Genomic DNA, 21,289 nt, shown 5'->3' with positions numbered 1-21,289 from the left:
CTAAATTATTGATATTTATTGAAAATATTAAATATTAAACTTCTTTTATTTGACTTTTATCTGTCTAACTGACTCGTAAAAATCATTCAATGACGGATCGCTGAATTACATACCTAATCTCCAGCCTTCTCTGTAATCACGTTTAACAAATGCGTTGACCTCATCAAAGTTGGTAATGCGCATATTATCGTTATCCCAAAGTAGTTTGACGTAACGACCCGGGAAAGAAGTTTTATCGCCAACAGTACGCTTAACATCAAAACCGCGGATGGCCAGGTTAGCCATCAGCAGGGCTTCCGTCAGAGGGCCTGCTGTTTCAAATGGAGAACTGACCTCTTTTTTGCCATAACCGGCGATAGCTGCCTCTACCCACTGACGATAGTGACCATTGGCGCCATCCGGAACACGTGCATATTTTTGAGGGATATTCATTTTTTTCACTTCTTCATTGCGGCTTAAAGGCAGCAGGCGCGCATTTTCACTATAAGTGTCTGCCAGCATTTTACCCTTGGTACCGATAAAGAGTGTACCGTTACCGCCATCTCCGAAAGGTTCATTCGGGCCCAGTTCTTCGGGACGTGTCGGCTGGATACCGCCATCCATCCAGTGCACCTCAATATCGCCCTTGGTTTTATCCGTTTTAGGGAATTTAAGGGTGACATGGCTGGAAGGAGGACAGCTTTTGGGGAAATAACCTCTTTGGAACTCATCTACATAGACAGAGCCGACGCTGGCCTGTACTTCTGTGGCATATTTTAGATTCAGGGTGCGGAAAGCCGCTTCCATCAGGTGACATCCCATGTCCCCTAAAGCGCCGGTACCATAGTCCCACCAGCCTCTCCAGTTAAAAGGAACCAGTTTGTCGACATAATCTGCCTGAGGGGCGGTGCCGAGCCATAAGTCCCAGTCCAGTTCTTTTGGGATATCTGCTTTGGCGGAAGGCCAGGGAATACCCTGAGGCCATACCGGGCGATCCGTCCACACATAAACGGTATGGACATCTCCGATCAGTCCGGCGTCATACCATTCACTAAGTAAGCGGGTGCCGTCATTGGAGCCGCCCTGGTTACCCATCTGGGTGACGACTTTGTATTTTTTGGCCGCAGCGGTCAGCACACGCGCTTCATGAATATCATGGGTCAGTGGTTTTTGTACATAGACATGCTTGCCTCTTTGCATGGCACCCAGTGCAATAATAGCATGGTTGTGGTCGGGCGTAGATACAGAGACCGCATCAAAATTATTGATCTCCTTTTCAAACAGCACGCGCCAGTCCTTATAATATTTGGCTTTCGGAAAAGCTTTGACGCTGTTTGCAGCCCGGCGGTCGTCCACATCGCAAAGGAAGGCAATATCCGCCTTACCGCTTTTGGCAAACATGGCAATATCAGACTGTCCTTTACCGCCGGCGCCGATGCCGGCTACGCGTAGTTTGTCACTTGGGGCAATAAAACCTTTACCCCCTAATACATGCCTGGGTACGATCCAGACGCCGGCGCCGATGGCGGCGGCATTTTTAATAAATTTTCGACGGGAGTCAGCATTTTTCTGCTGAATACCTTTATCGTCATTTTTGTTCATAGCGTAATTCAGATTTAAGATGAAAGGAATAAGAATTATGAAAGACCTAGAAAAGACTTGTTGAAGCTGGCGTCTGTGCCAGAGGAAGCGAAGTCATCAAAGACTTTGCTGGTGACCGGGATAATGTGCTCTTTGATGAAAACAGCGCCTTCGGCAGCGCCCACCTGGGCGTCTTTCAGCGCACATTCCCATTCTAATACTGCCCAGCCTTTATAATCATACTGAGAGAGCTTACTGAATATGCTCTTAAAATCCACCTGGCCATCACCCAGGGAACGGAACCTGCCGGCTCTGTCGATCCAGTTTTGATATCCGCCATAAACGCCTTGTTTACCTGTCGGGTTAAACTCGGCATCTTTTACATGGAACATTTTAATGCGTTCATGATAGATATCAATAAAATCCAGATATTTTAAACCTTGCAATATAAAGTGAGAAGGATCGTATAATAAATTGGCTCTGGGGTGATTACCGACTTTTTCCAGAAACATCTCAAAGGTGATGCCGTCATGGAGATCTTCGCTGGGGTGCGTTTCATAACAAAGGTCTACACCGGCCTTGTCAAAGCTGTCTAAAATGGGCAGCCAGCGGGCAGCCAGTTCTTTAAAGCCTTCTTCTACAATGCCTGCCGGTCTTTGCGGCCAGGGATAGACCAGCGGCCATAATAAAGAGCCGCTGAAGGTCGCATGCGCATTTAACCCCAGGTTCTCAGAGGCTTTAGCTGCGTCATGGAGCTGGGATATGGCCCATTTTGTTCTTTCTTTGGGATTTTTACGGTAGGCCTCTGGGGCAAACCCGTCAAAAAGATCGTCATATACGGGGTGTACTGCCACCAGTTGCCCCTGGATATGGGTAGAGAGCTCAGAGATTTCTAAACCGTGCCGCTGAACAGTACCTTTGATCTCATCTGCGTAGGTTTTGCTCTCTGCTGCTTTGTGAAGATCGATAAAACGGTCATCTGTGGTCGGTATCTGGACGGCTTTATAGCCAAGGCCTGCTGCCCAGGCGCAAATACTGTCCAGGCTGTTAAAGGGCGCTTCATCGCCAATGAACTGTGCCAGAAAAATACCGGGTCCTTTAATTGTCTGCATATCGTGCGTATTTCTGATAATTTAAATCGTAAAATCTGTCCATTTCTCGGCTGACTTGCCGGAGGCAATCACGTTGTCTATAAAGGCCATCCCCCTGACACCGTCCTGAACGTCCGGGAACTCCAGTAGTTCAGGATCCGCCTGCTGATGATCAAGCCGGGCCTGTAAGCTGAGTGCGAAGTTCCGGTAAAGGTTGGCAAAGGCTTCAATATACCCTTCCGGGTGGCCTGCCGGGGTTCTGCAATTATGCAGGGCCACGGGACTCAGATAGCCCTGGCCTGCTCTGTATATCTCTTTAGGCTTGTCCTGCCAGAGAATTTCCAAGGTATTGGGCTCCATTTGGTGCCAGCTGAGACCGCCTTTTTCACCGTAAACCCTTATGCTCAGGTTATTCTCTTCGCCGGTGGCGACCTGGGTGGCGATCAGTACACCGCTGGCGCCGCCATCAAAACGGAGCAGTGCGGCTCCGTCATCGTCCAGTTGTCTGCCTGGAACGATGGTCTGAATATCTGCGGAGAGCCTGGTGATTTTTTGACCGGTGATATATTCTGCCAGATGCGCCGCATGGGTACCGATATCTCCCATGGCGCCTGCCTTACCGCTTTTGGAAGGGTCCGTGCGCCAGGCAGCCTGTTGGTTGCCTTCTTTTTCTGAGAGCTGACTCAGCCAGCCCTGTGGATACTCCACATAGACTTTCCTGATCTTGCCCAGCATGCCTTGCTGGACCATATAACGGGCCTGTTTTACCATTGGGTATCCGGCATAGGTATGGGTCAGACATAAAAGTAACCCTGTTTCTTTTACTTTGGCTGAAAGCTGTTTGGCCTCGTCCAGTGTAAAAGTCATGGGCTTTTCTATAACTACGTGAAATCCGTTTTCCAGCGCCAGCATGGCGGGCTCAAAGTGGGCAAAGTTGGGGGTAACAATGGAGACAAAGTGCATGCGCTGATCTTCAGGCAACTGCTTTTCCTTTTCAATCATCGTTTTAAAGTCGGGGTAAATCCGGCTGTCCGCAAGCCCCAACTCTTGCCCGGAAGCCAGGGATTTCTCCGCATTATTGCTGAATGCGCCCGAGCAGAGCTCAATTAATCCGTCCATGGCGGCCGCTTTTCTGTGAACGGCACCTATAAAAGCGCCCTTACCGCCGCCAATCATGCCCATTCTTAACTTTTCGCTCAAAATAGATAGGTAATTTTAAAGCGGGTATGTTGCCATACCCGCCCGGGTGTTTTAATCTGTTTATTTTTAAAAAAGATCGTCTGCATTTGAGCAGAACACTAGGATAACGGATAACGACTAGATGTTTTGTTTTTTCAGCTCACTTACTGCGTAATCGCAGGCTCTTGCCGTAAGTGCCATATAAGTAAGAGAAGGGTTCTGACAGGCCGTAGAAGGCATGCAGGATCCATCTGTTACAAATACGTTTTTCACTTCATGCATCTGGTTAAAGCCGTTCAGAACGGAGGTCTTCGGGTCTCTGCCCATTCTGGCGGTACCCATTTCATGGATCGCCATTCCGGGATCGCAACCACTGTCATAGGTATGAACATCTTTAATGCCGGCAGCTTCTAACATTTCTGCGGCATCATTAATCATATCTACGCGCATTTTTTTCTCATTTTCCTTGTACTCGCAATCAATGGCCAGTACAGGCTGTCCCCATTTATCCTTTTTGGATTTATCGATATAGACTTTGTTTTCGTAGTAGGGCAGCATTTCTCCAAAACCGCCAAGACCCATACTCCAGTTGCCCGGTGTGCTGATCAGATCTTTAAATTCGCCGCCGATGGCCATTTCAGGGATATTGTCATGCCAGGTGCCTCTGCTGGCACCGCCCTGATAGCCAAAGCCACGAACATAGTCTCTTTTCTCGCCGCCCATATTGCGGTAACGCGGAACATAGATGCCGTTGGCTCTTCGACCATAATAATATTTATCATCAAACCCTTCGGCTCTGCCGGAAGCACCACACCTGAAATGGTGGTCCATCAGGTTATGTCCCAGCTGACCGCTGCCATTACCCAGTCCCTCAGGATGGGCTTCTGAAGTAGAGTTCAGTAAAATAAAAGTAGTTCCTAAGGTAGAAGCGTTGACAAAGATGATTTTGGCATAGAATTCCATTGTTTCATTGGTCTCAGCATCAATGACCATGACCCCTTTTGCTTTTTTGGTGTCTTTGTCATATAAGATCTGATTGACAATGGAGTAAGGACGAAGTGTCAGATTGCCGGTCGCTACTGCTGCTGGCAGTGTGGCTGATTGCGTACTGAAATAAGCCCCGAATGGACAGCCTCTGCTACAAAGGTTTCTGTATTGACAGGCAGTACGTCCGTTGTGATTTTCTGTAATATTGGCGGTACGGCCAATCGTTACGATTCTGGCTCTTTTATAATGCTCTTCTACTCTTTGTTTAACGGATTTTTCTACGCAGTTCATTTCCATGGGCGGCATGTACTTGCCGTCGGGGAATCCGGGAAAGTTCTCAATAGAGCCACTGATACCGGCAAATTTCTCTGCATAATCATACCAGGGGGCAATATCTTTATAGCGGATGGGCCAGTCGCAACCGTGGCCATCCTTTAAATTATCTTCAAAGTTCATATCGCTCAACCGGTAGCTCTGACGGCCCCACATCAGCGAACGACCCCCAACGTGATAGCCTCTGAACCAGTCAAAGCGCTTTACTTCCGTGTAAGGGCACTCTTCGTCGTTCACCCAGTAGCTTTCGTTGTATTCTGAATAGGGATAGTCTCTGGATTGTACTTTGTGGGAGGCTTTTTCCTCCTCTGTCAGCCAGCCTCTGTGCGGGAACTCCCAAGGAGGAAGGGTGGCCGTTGTATAATCTTTAATATGTTCAATATTGCGGCCGCGTTCCAGCTGCAATACTTTTAAACCTTTTTCGGTAAGCTCTTTTGCAGCCCAGCCGCCGCTGATTCCGGATCCGACAACGATTGCGTCATAGGTGCTGCCTTTTTTTGCTTCTGTATTTAAATTCATGAATAATGGTTTTTTCTAGCTTAGAATAGAAATAAAAGAAAAGAAAAGATGAGGATAAATAATAACGATTAGCTATTATTTATTGATTCGAAAAGGGATAAAACAATCGTTTTTCCCATTCATTGTAGTAGCGTTCGCCTTTAATGAAGCGGGTCGATAGAATTAAGCCCAGGCTTTTTGTCCAGGTTTTAAATCCACACAACCGTCAAAGCGGCCGGGTACTGCTACATAGGCTCTGGCCTTTGTAGCCCCTATTTCTGAGGAGAAATATCCCAGCAGGGTCAGATCTCTGGTCAGTTCAAAGAAATAACTTTTTTTCTTTTTACTGGTACTGGCGGCTGTTGGTACAAAAGAACCTGCGTTAGGAACATCGATTTTAACCGTATTGTTGGGGTCTTTATCATCAGCTTTCTTTTGTTCAATTGTCTTTTCTCTGAGTGTGGCTACTGCTTTTTCCTGTTCAGCCCGGCTGGCTTTCAGGAAGTCTTTGCCTAACTGGCTTTTGGCATCTTTTATAAAAGCTTCCAGTCCGCTAACAAAGTCCTTTTGTACATCCTCGGGGTAGCAGTCTTTCATCATTAAAGTGATAAAAGGACCTACGCCGGCTTCTTTGGCACCTGGACAAGAAGTGGTGGGAATAATAATATCCGCGACCTCGGTGATAATTTGTTGCTGATCCTCTGTTACCAGTGCACCGGCTTTCTTTTTAGGGCTGGAGCAGCTATCGAACAGCACGCTCATCGTGGTTCCCGATAAAACGATGCCGCCACCGACTAATAGAGCTACATTTCTAAGTGCCTCTCGTCTCTGCATAATTTTTTGGATTTTGTTAGAAGAAATTATTTTGCTGTGCTAAAAATATAAAAAATTAATGTTATCAGTTTAAGAAATCATATATATTTCTATTGAAAATCTGTTAACAATTTTTCAATCTGCGGCTTTTTGTTAGATATTTGTGTCATGGAAATAACCTATCATATATCCCAAATAGACAAAGTAGCGGCTCATTTATGGCGGGAACATAAAGATAAGAGAATATGGGCTTTTTATGCGCCCATGGGTGCCGGTAAAACAACCTTAATCAAGGAGTTGTGCAGTAAGGTGCTGGGTTGCAAGGATGTTGTTTCCAGTCCCACATTTGCCATCGTTAACGAGTACATCAGCCCGGAAGAAGGAAGTATCTATCATATGGACTGGTACCGGCTCTCGGATGAACAGGAAATCGTAGCCGCCGGCGTGGAAGAAACCCTAAACAGCGGAGCCAGGTGTTTTGTAGAATGGCCGGAGCGTGCCCCTTTGTTATTACCTGAGGATGCGCTGCTGCTTCAAATTGATATTTTACCGGCAGATGAGCGTCGTGTTTTTGATAAAAGTCCTGAGTAAGAATAAAATAGGGGATAAAGTGTGTTATAGGCCGGGTTAATAAGGGGCAACCTGGGACCGAACCCATCAGGAAAGCACATTTTAGGCCGGCTGGTAAGCAGCATAGTGTGGGCAAGCCCATAATTCAGGGGAATTGTTCCGAAGGGATGATGAATTCAGGGAACAAAACAGTAATTTTGCGCCCTGTCCGGGCCTGATTAGGGTTGCCGGATATAATTAAAACGTAATATGTTAGATCAATTAGAAGCGATAAGTGCCAGATTTGACCAACTGGGTGTTGCACTGACCAATCCGGAGATTATCAGTAATCAAAAGGAATTCAGTAAACTCAGCAAGGAATACAGAGATCTGGAAAAGGTCGTGGTAGTTTATAAGAAATACCAGAACCTGCTGGATAACCTGAGCTTTGCCAAAGAGGCTATAAACGGCTCAGACGAAGACCTCAGGGAGCTGGCTAAAATGGAATTGCCGGATCTGGAGGAGCAAAAGGAGCAGCTGGAAGCAGAATTAACCAAACTGCTTATTCCAAAGGACCCACAGGATAACAAGAATGCGATTATAGAAATCAGAGCAGGAACCGGAGGAGATGAAGCGTCTTTATTTGCCGGAGACCTGTTGGATATGTATATACGGTATTGTAATAAAAGAGGCTGGAAGACTTCCATTGCGAGCGCCAGTGAGGGCACTGTCGGGGGTTATAAGGAAGCTATGATTGAGGTCATCGGCGAAGATGTATATGGCACCCTTAAATTTGAAAGTGGGGTACACCGCGTGCAGCGTGTGCCTAGCACGGAAACTCAAGGACGGGTACATACCTCGGCGGCTACAGTGGCTGTTATGCCGGAAGCAGAAGAAATTGACTTTGAACTTAAAGACAGTGATGTAAAAATGGAAACTTCCCGAAGCGGAGGTGCCGGTGGACAGAACGTTAATAAGGTAGAAACTAAAGTAATGCTGACGCATATTGCGACGGGTACGGTAATTATCTGTCAGACGGAGCGTACGCAGCTGGGTAACCGTCTGAAGGCAATGGAGATGATGCGTACCAAGCTTTATGAAGAGCAGGTCCGCAAGCAGGAAGAAGAAATCTCCAGAAAAAGAAAGACGCTGGTATCCACCGGAGATAGAAGTGCTAAGATCAGAACCTATAACTGGCCACAAGGCAGGGTGACTGACCATAGGATCGGCCTGACTTCTTATAATCTGGATGCGGTAATCGGAGGCGAGCTGGATGAATTTATCGACGCCCTGCAGGTAGCGGAAAATGCCGAGAAAATGGCTGGCAACGAGAATAAATAAAAGAGCGACCTGTTTTCCCGAAAGAGAAAATGGCAATTATATAAATAGCCTGCTTTGAAAATTTCTTTTTCAAAGCAGGCTATTTATATAATAATTCTACTCTGACCAGCCCATTTGGGTTGAAAAAGTGGCGATTTCCTTGAATAAATTCCAGCTGGAGTTTCTTTTCTTATAGATACAAATGTGACCTTGTCCCTGATAGCTATAAATAAAAACACATAGTTTTCTTTTTAGTAGAAATATCGGTTTTGAGAATTGATAGTTGCGTTATAAGTCAAACAGTGTCAAATGATTGTCCCTTAAATATTTGAAATATTGTGATTGAGAGTCCTGAAACAGTTGATTTGTCGAATTAGGTGATTCTTCTATTTTTTAAATACAAGAGACTCTAAGCTATTATCAAACAGCAGATGGTCTTTAGCTTTTACATTACAATAGCCAATATATATATTATTATACTTATACTCCTTCCAATATTTACCCTTTGAATCAATCCCATTAAGATTAATACTATCTCTTAAAAAACGTTCAGAATAAGCTCCTTCCAAATTTCTAATATTATTATAATTTAAAGATGATCCTCCTTTGAATGTACTTATATAGAAAGCAGCTGAATCGCGATACCAATAAATATATTCAACACCACTTTCCGCATCGGCTTTTAATATTTGATGATTGTGATATTTCGGGATTGTTATTTTAACTGAACTTGCATTTAAATTACATTTAATCCTTACTGTTGTTCTGCTCGTGGTGCAAGCAAATAAAAAAAATAAAACAATGACCCATAATGATTTGCTCATAATCCATAATTTATTTAGGTAGCCAACGGGTTTAACAGATACATTCGTGGCATTTATAATGCTGTGCAGCTCGGTGTTTGGCCCCCTTTAAATCGGAAAATTTTTACGAAGTTAATAATTTGAGAAACTCTATAGAAATAAGTTTTTCCGTCCAATATCTTTTTATACGATTAATATCGTCAATTTTAATTGTATTTCCAGCCTTGCTATCCCATTGCCAACTAAGCCTATTAAAAACAAAAGTAACTCCCGTAACCTTAGAGTCCTTTGAATAGTTATATTCTAATTGTGCATTTGAAGGCTCAAATAACTTAGTAAGTAAAATATGAGTTATTACTGTTCTTGAACTACTTTCAATTCCTTTTAATAAGCATGAGGCTATTGTGTCTTTACAATTACAATGCTCGATAATTTTTGCTTCTTTTTTTAAAGCAATTCCTGCAACGCTACCTTCGAATCGTAAAAATACTTCATTTTCGATGGAAGAAAGATACTCTCTTTGCGGATACCCGAACATAATTTGATGGAAAGTTTAGAGCGGTTGCACTGGGCGGTATCAACTCTCTCCGTTAATCCGCAAACTACTTAAAGATTGTGCTGTTATATTTACCTCTATATTCCAATAATAACTACAACCGTCATTTACACTTATCAACTCATGTTTTGATTCATCGTTAAGCTCTTTATTCCAAAACATATTTATCCAGATTACTTTTTCGCCTTTAGAATTTATAAACCCAAAATATTGTCGATAGTATTTGTATAGTTTTTTACAAATATTGGGACAGCCTTTGGGTTGATTGATTCTATTGGCGTTCAAAGTTGCCAATTTGTTTTTCAATATATTCTCTGCGATTTTTATTTCATCACAAGAGATAGTAGCTCTACTTTGTTGTCCGTTTATTGATTTAAGAATCAAATAACTTGTATCGAATATATAACCTCTGTAATCTTTGCCTTGACAAAAAACAGCCTCTTTCTGAGCATATAAATTCATAGCTACTCCAGCCAGTACAAGAATTATTATTATTGTTTTTTTCATCGGTTATTATTGTATTTGATAATTAATTGGAACAATCGCAGGCGTTATAAAGAAAGACCTGTTCCTGTATAGATCGTGCCATTATTTTGTAATCCATATTGAAGAAGAAAAAGTATTCCGGTTTGTCCTTGAATTATATTTTCATAATTTACCGCTTGCCATTCAGATTTATTCAATCCTAGAAAAAAATAATAAATGGGTCTAGTGGCATAAAATAATTTTTATCAACAGAAAAATTGTTTAACATTATAATTTGCAATAGTATTTGCTAATTCCAAAGGGCTAATATCGGAGTCATTAAAATTGTTCGGGTCTGCGCCTTTTGAAAGCAAAAATTTAATCATTTCCCCTTTTCCTTGAGATGCAAAAGTTGCCTTCCAGAGCGGGGTATTCCCATAGTCATCTTTTATTTCGATATCTGCCCCTTTATCTATTAAGAGCTTTGCGATATCAGTTAAATAATTTTGAGCTGCATAATGTAAAGGAGCCCATTCTTTTTTATCATTTAAATTAAGACAAGGGTTACTTTTAAGCAACTGTCGCACCACTTTCATTGATTTACTTAATACTGCATAAAAAATAGCACTTCTATTTTCTCTATCCAGGTCATTGATAGTTTGAATATCTTGCCATTGTTCAATTTCCATTAAATTATTTCCATAAATGGCATCTATTATTTTTTCCGATAAGTCATTTGTTTGATTTGTCTTCATGTTTATGACTTCTATTTTCATGTTTATCTTCTAGTTGCTATAAATCAGGATTATTTTCTTCTTCAATAACTTGTTTTCGAGACTACCTTTTTGTCGATGTGTTTTTTTTCTTGTTCTCGATTCATTTCCTGTTTTATGACCTGTATCTGTATTATCAGAATCTAAAATTTTAACAGTATTCGGGTCAATCATTTAAACATGGTTATAAGATTACTGCCCTCTTCCTTGCCAATATGAATATGACTTAAAATCCGAACTATCAGAATTGTTTTTTATTAATGCATATCCGGATATCTTCTCTAACCCAAAATATGATTCTGGCCCAAATAATAAATCTAGATGCAGTTCTGAAACAGAACTATCGATTTTATTGTTATAAATTTCAACTCTTACACATTGTTGGCCTAAATAATTATATAAATCAGTGACCTCGATTATTGGTTTGTTTTTCCCGATATACGATTTAAAGAGACTGTTGTAGTTCTTTATATCCGCAGTAACAAGCTCCTTGTCTTTACTTATATCACTCAAATCTTTGAAAGCAATAAATGAAATGAATTCCTCCACATTTTCATTCCTTATTGATTCGACAATTTTGGAGGAAGTCGCTAATATTTTCTCATCTTTTGATTGTGGTTTACACCCTATAAATAAATTCAGAAGTCCCAATATCAAAAGCATTTTAATCATAAGAAGTTATTATTGTTTACAAGTGTTGTCCAGATAAAATTAAGTAGGTAATTGAGGTTGATTCCAATTCACGGAGGGGTTTAATTATTTGTTGCAGTATTTGCACCATCGATATAAATGGTGATTTTGGGAACTGTCAGACTAAATGTTATTGTCAATGGTGCATTTTTGTAATTTATTACCGGTAGCATCATAGTAATACCATATTGTCCCCTTGCCAGTTACTCAAATTTGATAGGGTAAATTTAGGATATTATAGGTAATTACAGATATATTTTTGTTCTGTTCACCTGTCATATTACTATTGCCGTCATATTTGTAATCGACGGTAGAACTATTTTTGGTTTGAGTGGGATATGTAAAACCCTAGAGCGTGCTGTTCTGGTCATTAGCAACATCCACAACAAATCCTAACCTATGTTCGGGAAATAGGATGCTGGTCTTTTTTATCGATAGAGTTTATTAATTCCAAAAAATTGGGCCGCCATCAATATTAATTGAGGCGGCCCTGCATTCATGGTTGGTCTATAAAATCTTGCTATTATTTTATTGCTGTAATTTATAGGTAAATCCGATCCAACAGGTTCCCTCTGAAGATTGATCCCTCCAGACACCAAGGGTAATTGAAGTTTCGCTCATGTCCAGAATACAAATGTTCTGCCAGTTGGATACCTGACTGTGGTAGTCCCCGCCATAAAGAAGTTCTGCCCCTATGAGTTTAATCATACCCGTGGATGTATTGATATCAAATGCCCCTGTTTTGGTGGTAGTAGTTCCAGTTTCAGCAATGGAGGTAACAGAGTAATTCTTTCCATTATCCAGGTCAAAATGCATGCTGCCATAATCTCTGTTTGTCATGACCCATTCATTGCCTGCATAATCCGGATGCCAGGACCAGTCATCTGCACTGCCATTGTGTTTAGGATAATCAGCTCCGTACCATCCTATTGGTTTTGACATGTCCAGTACCCAGGTCTTGCCGGTTTCTCCGGCGATATAACTCCAGCTGGGATCTGTCAGGTAACTTAGGTCGGTATTGGATACATGGATGACGGTAGAATCACCCGGAACAAATCCGCCTGCTGAGCTTACACTATAATGGATGGTGTAATCTCCTGAGAAGGGGAAAATAATGGTGTCATACTGGTTGGTGGACGTACCACTTCCAAAATCCCAAAATGGAATAGCGCCTATGGTCGTACTTTCCAGATAGACTTCATTGTCCTTATCAGGATTTTGGCTGACCTTATAGCTAAGGGCACTGCTGCTCATGGCAGCAGGCAGGGAGATGCTTTTAGTGGAAGGACTACAGCTAAAAAGCCCGGAAAGCGTCATCAGTGCAGCGGTTACTGTCAGACCGCCCAAAAGCCGGGCAGCTCTTTGCCGGGTATTTTTAAAGCCGCCTTTATTATTGTTATTAATATGTGGATTCATCATCATTGTTTTAGTGTTGGAAGATTAATAACCTGCATTTTGAATAAGGGTGCCGTTGGACAGGCCGATCTGAGTCTGTGGGATCTCAAATAAGCCCTTGGTGTCTGTGGGGAAAGTGATCTGAAAATCCGGATCGGTGGAGCTGTTATCAATAGCTGCTTTGGCTACGTCCAGACCCTGGCGGAGCAGATCCCAGTAGCGCTGTCCTTCCAGTGCCAGTTCCAGCCGGCGTTCTTCCATAATGGTTTTGATGCCTTGCGCACCAGAGACCAGCGTTACCCTGTGACTGGCATCTTCAAAGGCGCGGTCTCTTACTTGATTGATATACCCTTGCGCTTTAGACAGATTGTTGTTCAGGTTTAATTCTGCCCCCATTAACAGTATGTCAGCAAAACGGATAACCACATAGTTGTCATAGTTGTCAATTTGAAAATCACCCCCATTGGCATCCGGTCTGTCTGCACCACCAACCGGTGTGTATTTTTTCCAGAAATAACCGGTATACTGTGCCTGGTCGCCTACCGCATAGGTGCCAGTGTAGCCTTCCCCATCAATAGAAATGATGGAAGCTGTTTTGCGGGTATCCCCGTCTTTATAATCATTCCATAGTTTGGGATTAACCGGCCCAAAGCCCCAGCCTTTATAATAAGGATCCAAAACCTGGTTGCGGATACCAACCATTACCTGGAAGCGGTTCCCGTTTTGCAGATTCCAGTCGCCATGACCGGCACTCGTATACTGAATGGCAAAGACAGCTTCTTTATTGTTTTGTCCCGCAAAATCAGAGAGAGATGCTGCATGCCACAGATCTTTATAATGCTCCACCAGGCCATAACCGCTGTTAGTGATTACATCATCAATGGCTTTGGTCGCCTGGTCTTTGGTGTAACCGTCTGGCAGGGCGGATTTACTGTAGTACCCGGTGTAGTATAAGAAAACTCTGCCCATTAATGATTCTGCCGCCCATTTAGTGGCGCGGCCATAATCAGAGGCGGCTATCTGGTTGTAGGGGACAGCAGTGGCAGATAAGTCCGTGATGGCTTCCTGCAAATCTGAACTGATCAGTGCGTAAACACTATCTGGATCTGCCTGGGGAATACTGTAATTATCTCCCTCAATCGGAGCGGTAATTAACGGAACATGGCCAAACATGCGTACGAGATCAAAATAAAAATAAGCCCTCAGGAATTTAGCTTCCCCGATATACTGCTGTTTTAGATCCGGGTCAGCACTAAAATCTACGCCGTCTACCTTTTTAAGGAATTGATTCGTGCGGTAAATGCCCTGGTAATATTTGGTCCAGGCATCTGCGTTATGGTCATTATAGGATTTAAATTTATCCCATTGAATAACACCGTCATCGGCCGTACCACCACCGCCAAAACAATCGTCCGAGGCCAGTTCGGCACTCAGCATGATATTACCGTTACCACTGATATCCAGTACAGAGTAGGCGGATACCAGCGCCTCGAAGGCATCATCTGGAGTTTTATAAAAATCAGATTCAACTTTTTGATCAATTGGCGTTCTATCCAGGAAGCTTTTGGAGCAGGAGAACCCTGTCAAAGCCATGGCGAGCGCTATAATGATATATATCTTTTTCATTTTGTCTTTTTTTCTGTGTGAGGTTAGGATTAAAAACGAACATCAAGGCCGAATAAAACGGTTCTGGGCTGAGGGTAGTAACCTAAATCAATACCAGAAGACCAGTTATTGCCATCAGATTCGGTGTTACCATAGCCGACTTCCGGATCTATACCGGTGTATTTGGTAATGGTAAACAGATTCGTAGCCGATACATAAAATCTGAACTGATCAAAAGGCAGATTAGGAAGCAGGCCTTTTTTGAAGTCATAACCTACGGAAAGGCTTTTTAAGCGCATAAAATCACCGTTTTGAACATAGAGGTCAGAAAAGTTTTTGTAGTTCTTATTGGCCTCATCTCCTAAGGTGACTCTGGGTGTGCTGTTGGAAGTGCCTTCTCCGTGCCAACGGTCTAAAATGGAAGTGCTGTAGTTGTTATAGGAACGATCATTGGCTCTGGTGCCATCCACAATCTGGTTACCACTGACGCCAGAAATATTCAGGTTCAGATCAAAGCCCTTGTAACTGGCAGAGACGGAACCTCCATAGGTGAAGTTGGGATTAGGATCGCCAATCATGGTTTTATCTGCGGTGGTAATGGACCCGTCTGCGTTCAGATCAACAAATCTGACGTCTCCTGCTACCGCATTTGGCTGAATCAGGCCATTTGCACCAGTATAAGCATTTACTTCAGCCTGGGTCTGGAAGACACCTGCTGTTTTATATCCCCAGAAATAACCCACTGGGAAGCCGTTTTGAATCCGGTAGAATTCCTCAGTACTGGAAGACAGTAAGTTAGTGGCTCCATGGATAATGCCATCGTTGTTAGGAACGCTTCTGGCTTCATTGTGGTTAAAGGCTATATTACCGCCGACGGAAAGGTTAACATCTCCCAGCTGGGCGTTATAGTTCAGCGCGATTTCTATACCTCTGTTCTGGATATCTCCGCCATTGATATAGGGCGCACCGGTCCCGACCAACGCAGGAATAGGGGGTTGAACCAGCCAGTCTTTACTGGTTTTCTGATACCAGTCAAAGGTCAGGTTAAAATGATTAAACAAGGTGGCATCCAAGCCTATATCTTCCTGCTCGGAAGCTTCCCATTTTAAGTCCGGGTTGGCCACATTGGTTGGAGCAGCACCTACGCTGATGGAGGTGGCATCCTCGCCGCCAAAATAATAGCCCATCTGCGAAGAGGATACGGTAGCCAGGTAAGCAAAAGACCGGATCTGGTCGTTACCGTTTTGTCCCCAGCCGGCACGGAGTTTCAAGAAGTTCAGCCAGTTGGCGTTTTTTAAGAAGTCCTCATTGCTCAGGATCCAGCCCGCGGAGAAGGAAGGGAAATTACCCCAGCGGTGGTTAGAACCGAATTTGGTAGAGCCGTCTCTTCTGATAATGGCGGAAAGCAGGTATTTATCTGCAAAGCTATAGTTCACACGGGCCATATAGGAGTTCATGGCGTCCTCACTTCTCGTACCGTAGGCTTTCTGGGTGCCGTCCATGCCGTTATTGATGATGGCGTGGTCAAAGTCTTCAATAGACAGGTTTTGTTTACTGCCGCTGACATTAAAGCCGGAGAACTCCTGTGCACTGGTTCCAACCAGTACATTTAATTTATGGCGGCCAAACTGGTTATCGTAAGTCAGGGTATTATCCCAGGTCCAGGTGAAGTTGCGGTACATGCCCTGATCCGCTTCAGAGGTGGTGGAAGAGCTGTTAGCCGCTAAATCATATACCGGAATAAAACTATTGGTGGAATAAAACGATAAGTCGATCCCGAAAGATGATCTAAGTTTAAAATGGTTAAGAATCGTCGCTTCTAAATACGTATTACCAAAAATGCGGTCAGTGATGGTTTTATTCTGATTTAAGGTGGCAATGGCTGCAACCGGATTTACTTCCTCGCTGCTCATGCCGGAGGTGCCGAAGCTGCCATCAGCATTATATACCGGGAAGGTGGGGCTGGTATTTAGCAGTCCTCTGATGGAGTTGCCGTAAATGTTACCTGTACCGATACCGCTTTGATTGGAATGGGTAAAGGAGAGGTTCTCCCCGAATTTTAAGATGTCTTTATAGACTTTGTGATCTGAGTTGATTCTAAAGCCAAAGCGTTCGTAATAGGATTTGCCGAGGCTGATAATGCCTTCTTGCTTCTGGTAGGAGACAGAGCTGGCATAGTTAGAAATGCCATTACCCCCGGAGAAGCTTAGATCATAGTTCTGAATGGGTGCATCTGAATTGGTTGCCGCCTTTTGCCAGTCGGTGCCTGCTCCCATGGAGTCAATCTCTTGCTGGCTGTAATAATAGTAAGGTGATTTTCCCGAGTTCACGGCTGCCTCATTCATGATGATGGCATACTGCTTGGCACTGAGTAAAGACTGTTCTTTAATGGGGTTTTGCAGCCCGTAATAGGCGTGCAGGGCCGTGCGAATGCCGCCTGTATTGCCTTTAACCGTGGTGATCAGTACCACCCCGTTGGCGGCCCTGGTACCATAGATAGCAGCAGACGCAGCGTCTTTTAAGATATCCAGGCTGGCGATGTCTGATGGGTTCAGATAAGAGATATCGGTTGTAGGCATGCCGTCCACTACATAAAGCGGATTGGTATTACCGTTGGTGCCGATACCGCGGATACGGATTTTTACACCGTCGCCCGGCTGACCGGAAGTAGAGGTTACCTGTACCCCCGGTGCCTTACCCTGCAGGTTGGTCAGCGTGTTGATGCTTTTGTTCTCTGCCAGGTTATCCCCTCCTAAGTGAACGGTAGCGCCGGTCAGATCCCTTTTTCGCTGGGTACCATAACCAACGACTACAACAGCGTCCAGGTCCTGGCTGGTCTCTGTGAGTACGACTTGGTCCGGGATGGAGCCTGCCTGCATTTCAACAGCGGAATAGCCCACGCGGGTGAAGCGGACAGTTTGATCATCCGCCGCCGAAATATTAAATAAACCGTCCTCGTCGGTAATGGCTCCGTGGCCGAAACTGCCGGCCTCGTCTTTTATCTGAACGGATACGCCGCTGAGTGGTTCACCGTTTGTTTTGGAAATAACCTTGCCGTGTATGGCTTTTTGGGCGGCCGCAGGCAGTGCGCTGATGGCAAACAGCAGCAGCGCCAGCAGTAGTCTACTTAGGCCGAGGCGGCAGGCACCGGACTTTTTTCCCTGCCTGCTTACCTTATTAAAATGGAATTTTGAATTCGGCATAATTGAATCGCTTTTAATAATTGGATAATTGATTGGATTAATGATAGTTTTCGCTTTTTTAATGGATTGGATGAGTGGGTGGAAATAAGGTGGGTGTGTAGCTCGTTGTTTTATGGATCAAAAAGGGTGATTTAAATTTTACCGGAGCTGCAACTCGAGGGCCTGACCCTGGTAGCGGACCACTTTTGTTGCGGGAGATTTACTGTCAATACCGACCGGGTTTTGTGGGGAGACCAGATGGATAAGGAAGGTCTTAGGGCCGCTGCCGGGACCTGTATAGCTGCCGGTAGCGCTGTCGATCAATAACCGCCCTGATTGGTCTTCGTAATGCATGGCTATTTTCTGGAAGTCGCCCTTTTCATAGTCGTAGGTCGTGCCCTGATCCTGGTAGAGGGTAAAATGACCGTCACTACCCTGGTAGATATACAGATCCAGAGAATCACTGAGCGGCGTCGTGTGCTGCGTAACAGGACCTAAGGGTAAAATAGTGCCGGCAGGAACAAAAACCGGCATCCGTTCATAAGGGGCCTCAGCAGTGATGGACTGACCGCCCTTAAAGCTTTTGCCGTCATAGAGGCAATACCAGTTGCCGGCTCCCTTTTCGGGTTTCGGTAGGTAGACCTTTTTGGTGGTGGCGCCGGCAGTCGTGACCGGTTCAATCAGCAGGGCCGGGCCGAACATAAAGGCATCAGAAATTTCGGTGGCCGTAGGATCATAAGAGAAGTCCATGGCCAGTCCCCGCATCAGGGTATAATCTTTAAAATAGGTAGCCGCGCCCAGGCTATAGATATAAGGCATTAGCCGGTATCTGAGCTGGTCGTAATAGCGCATGGACTGATAAGCCGGTTCGCCCTTACTGGCAGTATGGAACATCTCTCTTGCCGGGGCCTGTCCGTGTGAGCGGAAGATCGGACTAAAAGTGCCGAACTGGAACCACCGGGTCTGCAGCTCCTGCCAGGCTGCTTTTAAGGCAGGAGTTAGATGCTGGTATTTGCTTTCCACGGCAAATCCGCCTATATCCATACTCCAGTAAGGAATGCCCGTCATGGAAAAGCTGATTCCTGTGGCAATCTGGCGGTGCATCTCCTGCCAGGTGGCGCCTATGTCCCCACTCCAGGTGGAGGCTGCATAGTGCTGGGCACCGCCGGTGGCGGAGCGGGTTAAAATAAAGACCCTTTTATTAGGATCTGCCTTTCTTTGCTCCGTGTAGAAGGTTTTATCCTGGGCCAGAGCGAAGGCATTGAAGTTAATTTGCGGCGCTCCACTGTAGGTAGGAGTCATCAGTTCCATGCGCCGCTCATTGGTAATATTATCTACTATGTCGGGCTCGGTGGCATCCAGCCACCAGGCGTCTACTCCCTTGCTATAGATATTGTCCCGGACGATATCCCAGAAGGCCTTGCCGGCTTCGGGGTTAAAGGCATCGTAGAAGGTAGAGACATAACCCATCCAGTCTTGTCTGTTTTCATTGACATTTTGTTTATATAACCAGTTATGGTCCCAGAAGGTTTTAAAATATCTGCTGCCCTGATAGAATTTAGGCCAGACGGATATCATGAAATGCAGATTATAGGTTTGATGCAGTTCGCTGATCATTTTGGCCGGATCGGGATAGCGGTCCGCGTCAAAGCGCTGCGAGCCCCAGTCATCTTTTTTCCAGTAATACCAGTCCTGCACGATATTGTCGATGGGGATTTGTCTTTTTCTGAACTCGGCTGCCGTTTCCAGGATCTCCTGCTGGCTGTTGTAGTGCTCTTTGCTCTGCCAGAAGCCATAGGCCCATTTAGGCATCAGCGGCGCACGCCCGGTCAGTAACCGGTAGCCGCTGATCAGGCTATCGATGTTCTGACCGGTCAGCACAAAGTAATCGATTTGTTTGCCGGCCTCAGAATGGAAGCGAATCTGACGGTCTGTATCATGGGCAGCCTTCTTTTGCCGGATGGCGGCAAAAGAAGCCGCGCCGTCCGGACTCCAGACGACTTTTATATTGTATTTTTTATCGGGTTCCATTTCCAGCTGGAAAGGCACTTCTGCGGGATTCCAGGCCTGACGCCACCAGTCTGCCACCTGTTTGTTGTCCAGCCATACTTTAATATACCCGCCGAATTTTAAAATAAAGTCATGGACGGCTTTGGGCTCACTGCTGCTGATCTGACCTTCCCAGATGACCTTGGATTTCGTATTCATGACAAAGGCCTCCGGTAAGGCTGCCGTGTCCTTGGCAAACTGATAACCAATGGAGGATTCCCTGCGGCTAAAGGATTCACGGGGACGGCTGCTGTCAGATATATAGGTAGCGGTGAGGCCTCCGGCCTTGCCGTTTTTATCAAAGAGCTGCAGGCTTTCTAAAAACCGGAACTGCTCCGGATGGCCATAATACGTAATAGACGTATTATTCCAGAATATACCAAAATGGCCGGTACTGACAAGTAAGGGGTTAAAGACATTGGAGTTGTACTGAATCATCTCCAGGTCCTTGCCCCGCATATCGGTATAACCCAGCTGGTTGCCGCCCAGGCCATATAAGGGTGCATTTTGTAAATTATTAAACTGCTGAACCACGCTGTAGTATCCGGGCTCACCGATGGCAACGGGATCAAGACTGCGGGCATCCTTACTGGTTTCTTCCAGTAAAGTTTTTCCGTCTTTGTCCAGGTATCTGATCTGGCCTGTTACAAGATCTACCGTAGCCTGCAGTTGCGTGGATTTTAAAAGCAGCAGCCTGCCGCCTTTTTGATGGCTGATCTGAAATTCAACCGGTTTAAGGGGCTGACTTAGGGTCATAATGGAGTTGTGAAGGGCAAAATTGGTATCAGGTTTTGCCATCACATGCAGGATGTCAGGGCTTACAAACTGGAGTTTAAGAAACTGAGCGCCGTTATTTGCCTGATGAATGGGAAGGATAATCCCGTTCTGGATTTTGGTATAGGTGGGGTGAAGGTTTTGGGCGGTTACCTGGCCACTGCAATAACTGAAGGTGGCCATGGCCATCAGCCCCAGGGCTGTTTTCCAGGTAAGCTTCCCGTTTTTCTTCTTTTTTAAGGATAAGTTGCCTCGCATGCTTTATAAGATTGTTAGGATAATGATGAAAGCCGTTTTAAAGGGCTGTATATTAAATTTCTATTAACATTCCAAAGCTATCCTTAACAAAGACTAACAATCGGTTTCTGCGTTCGCAATAGGGGTCTCTTTTGTAAAGTAAGAGGTGTGTATTGTTGCTTTAAGGGGTCTTTTTTGTTAACCGGTGGAATTTTACCCCAGAATCAGCAGATTTTAAGGATAGTCATAGGGGTTAAATCTTTTGTTAAGAGTGCGGAGCATATGCAAAGCTGAGGTTAAGGCCATCAGCGTTATAAGCAGAGAAAAGGGGGGCGGGTCCCCGAAAAAAGGAAGGCCGGCATAGATATTCCGGTTGCATAAAAAAACAGGAGCCTTCAGATACAACAAAAAAGACGGTATCTGAGGGCTC

16 protein-coding genes are annotated in these 21,289 nt (G+C 44.7%); 2 read left to right on the top strand and 14 right to left on the bottom strand.

Annotated elements, in window-relative coordinates:
• Positions 1–105: 105 nt before the first annotated feature.
• The 5 genes from BLU80_RS00300 to BLU80_RS00280 all read right to left on the bottom strand — a co-directional run bounded on the left by BLU80_RS00300 (position 106) and on the right by BLU80_RS00280 (position 6,482).
• Positions 106–1,581 (bottom strand): Gfo/Idh/MocA family protein, encoded by a 1,476-nt coding sequence (locus tag BLU80_RS00300; protein WP_170831087.1) that lies wholly within the window; start codon positions 1,579–1,581, stop codon positions 106–108.
• A 35-nt stretch (positions 1,582–1,616) separates the two neighbouring features.
• Positions 1,617–2,672, bottom strand: coding sequence for a sugar phosphate isomerase/epimerase family protein (locus BLU80_RS00295; RefSeq protein ID WP_091391981.1), 1,056 nt, complete (start codon positions 2,670–2,672; stop codon positions 1,617–1,619).
• Positions 2,673–2,693: 21 nt separating this feature from the next.
• A complete protein-coding gene (locus BLU80_RS00290; RefSeq protein ID WP_244518628.1) occupies positions 2,694–3,851 on the bottom strand; it encodes a Gfo/Idh/MocA family protein in 1,158 nt (385 codons plus the stop codon).
• Between the two features lie 117 nt (positions 3,852–3,968).
• Positions 3,969–5,669 carry a GMC oxidoreductase gene (locus tag BLU80_RS00285; protein ID WP_091391977.1) on the bottom strand — a complete coding sequence of 567 codons (1,701 nt, stop codon included), beginning with the start codon at positions 5,667–5,669 and terminating at the stop codon, positions 3,969–3,971.
• 162 nt (positions 5,670–5,831) lie between these two features.
• Positions 5,832–6,482 carry a gluconate 2-dehydrogenase subunit 3 family protein gene (locus tag BLU80_RS00280; RefSeq protein WP_091391975.1) on the bottom strand — a complete coding sequence of 217 codons (651 nt, stop codon included), beginning with the start codon at positions 6,480–6,482 and terminating at the stop codon, positions 5,832–5,834.
• Positions 6,483–6,629: 147 nt separating this feature from the next.
• On the opposite strand from BLU80_RS00280, the gene tsaE reads away from it, so the two are divergent.
• Together tsaE and prfA are read left to right on the top strand one after the other, a co-directional pair.
• Positions 6,630–7,052 carry a tRNA (adenosine(37)-N6)-threonylcarbamoyltransferase complex ATPase subunit type 1 TsaE gene (gene tsaE, locus BLU80_RS00275; RefSeq protein ID WP_091391973.1) on the top strand — a complete coding sequence of 141 codons (423 nt, stop codon included), beginning with the start codon at positions 6,630–6,632 and terminating at the stop codon, positions 7,050–7,052.
• Positions 7,053–7,280: 228 nt separating this feature from the next.
• Complete coding sequence (gene prfA, locus BLU80_RS00270) at positions 7,281–8,351, top strand: peptide chain release factor 1 (protein ID WP_091391971.1); 1,071 nt, start codon at positions 7,281–7,283, stop codon at positions 8,349–8,351.
• Positions 8,352–8,716: 365 nt separating this feature from the next.
• Here prfA and BLU80_RS00265 read toward each other — a convergent pair whose 3' ends face one another.
• From BLU80_RS00265 to BLU80_RS00225, 9 genes are all read right to left on the bottom strand, one after another.
• The gene (locus BLU80_RS00265; RefSeq protein WP_091391969.1) at positions 8,717–9,154 is read right to left on the bottom strand and encodes a hypothetical protein; all 438 of its coding nucleotides are present in this window, start codon (positions 9,152–9,154) and stop codon (positions 8,717–8,719) included.
• 103 nt (positions 9,155–9,257) lie between these two features.
• On the bottom strand, positions 9,258–9,671 hold the full coding sequence (locus BLU80_RS00260) for a hypothetical protein (protein WP_091391966.1): 414 nt from the start codon (positions 9,669–9,671) through the stop codon (positions 9,258–9,260).
• A 39-nt stretch (positions 9,672–9,710) separates the two neighbouring features.
• Positions 9,711–10,196: a hypothetical protein gene (locus tag BLU80_RS00255; RefSeq protein ID WP_091391964.1), complete on the bottom strand. Its 486-nt coding sequence runs from the start codon at positions 10,194–10,196 to the stop codon at positions 9,711–9,713.
• A 224-nt stretch (positions 10,197–10,420) separates the two neighbouring features.
• Complete coding sequence (locus tag BLU80_RS00250) at positions 10,421–10,930, bottom strand: ankyrin repeat domain-containing protein (RefSeq protein WP_091391962.1); 510 nt, start codon at positions 10,928–10,930, stop codon at positions 10,421–10,423.
• A gap of 189 nt (positions 10,931–11,119) precedes the next feature.
• Positions 11,120–11,599: a hypothetical protein gene (locus BLU80_RS00245; protein ID WP_091391960.1), complete on the bottom strand. Its 480-nt coding sequence runs from the start codon at positions 11,597–11,599 to the stop codon at positions 11,120–11,122.
• 546 nt (positions 11,600–12,145) lie between these two features.
• On the bottom strand, positions 12,146–13,039 hold the full coding sequence (locus BLU80_RS00240; RefSeq protein WP_091391958.1) for a hypothetical protein: 894 nt from the start codon (positions 13,037–13,039) through the stop codon (positions 12,146–12,148).
• Between the two features lie 18 nt (positions 13,040–13,057).
• Positions 13,058–14,638: a RagB/SusD family nutrient uptake outer membrane protein gene (locus BLU80_RS00235; RefSeq protein ID WP_091391957.1), complete on the bottom strand. Its 1,581-nt coding sequence runs from the start codon at positions 14,636–14,638 to the stop codon at positions 13,058–13,060.
• 29 nt (positions 14,639–14,667) lie between these two features.
• Entirely contained in the window at positions 14,668–17,820 is a 3,153-nt protein-coding gene (locus BLU80_RS00230) for a SusC/RagA family TonB-linked outer membrane protein (protein WP_091391955.1), read from the bottom strand.
• A 138-nt stretch (positions 17,821–17,958) separates the two neighbouring features.
• Positions 17,959–20,880, bottom strand: a complete 2,922-nt coding sequence (locus tag BLU80_RS00225; protein WP_091391953.1) for a glycoside hydrolase family 31 protein — start codon at positions 20,878–20,880, stop codon at positions 17,959–17,961.
• Positions 20,881–21,289: the final 409 nt, after the last annotated feature.

Source organism: Arachidicoccus rhizosphaerae (assembly GCF_900107765.1).
GTDB classification, from domain to species: domain Bacteria; phylum Bacteroidota; class Bacteroidia; order Chitinophagales; family Chitinophagaceae; genus Arachidicoccus; species Arachidicoccus rhizosphaerae.
This window is presented reverse-complemented; position numbering and strand designations above follow the sequence as displayed.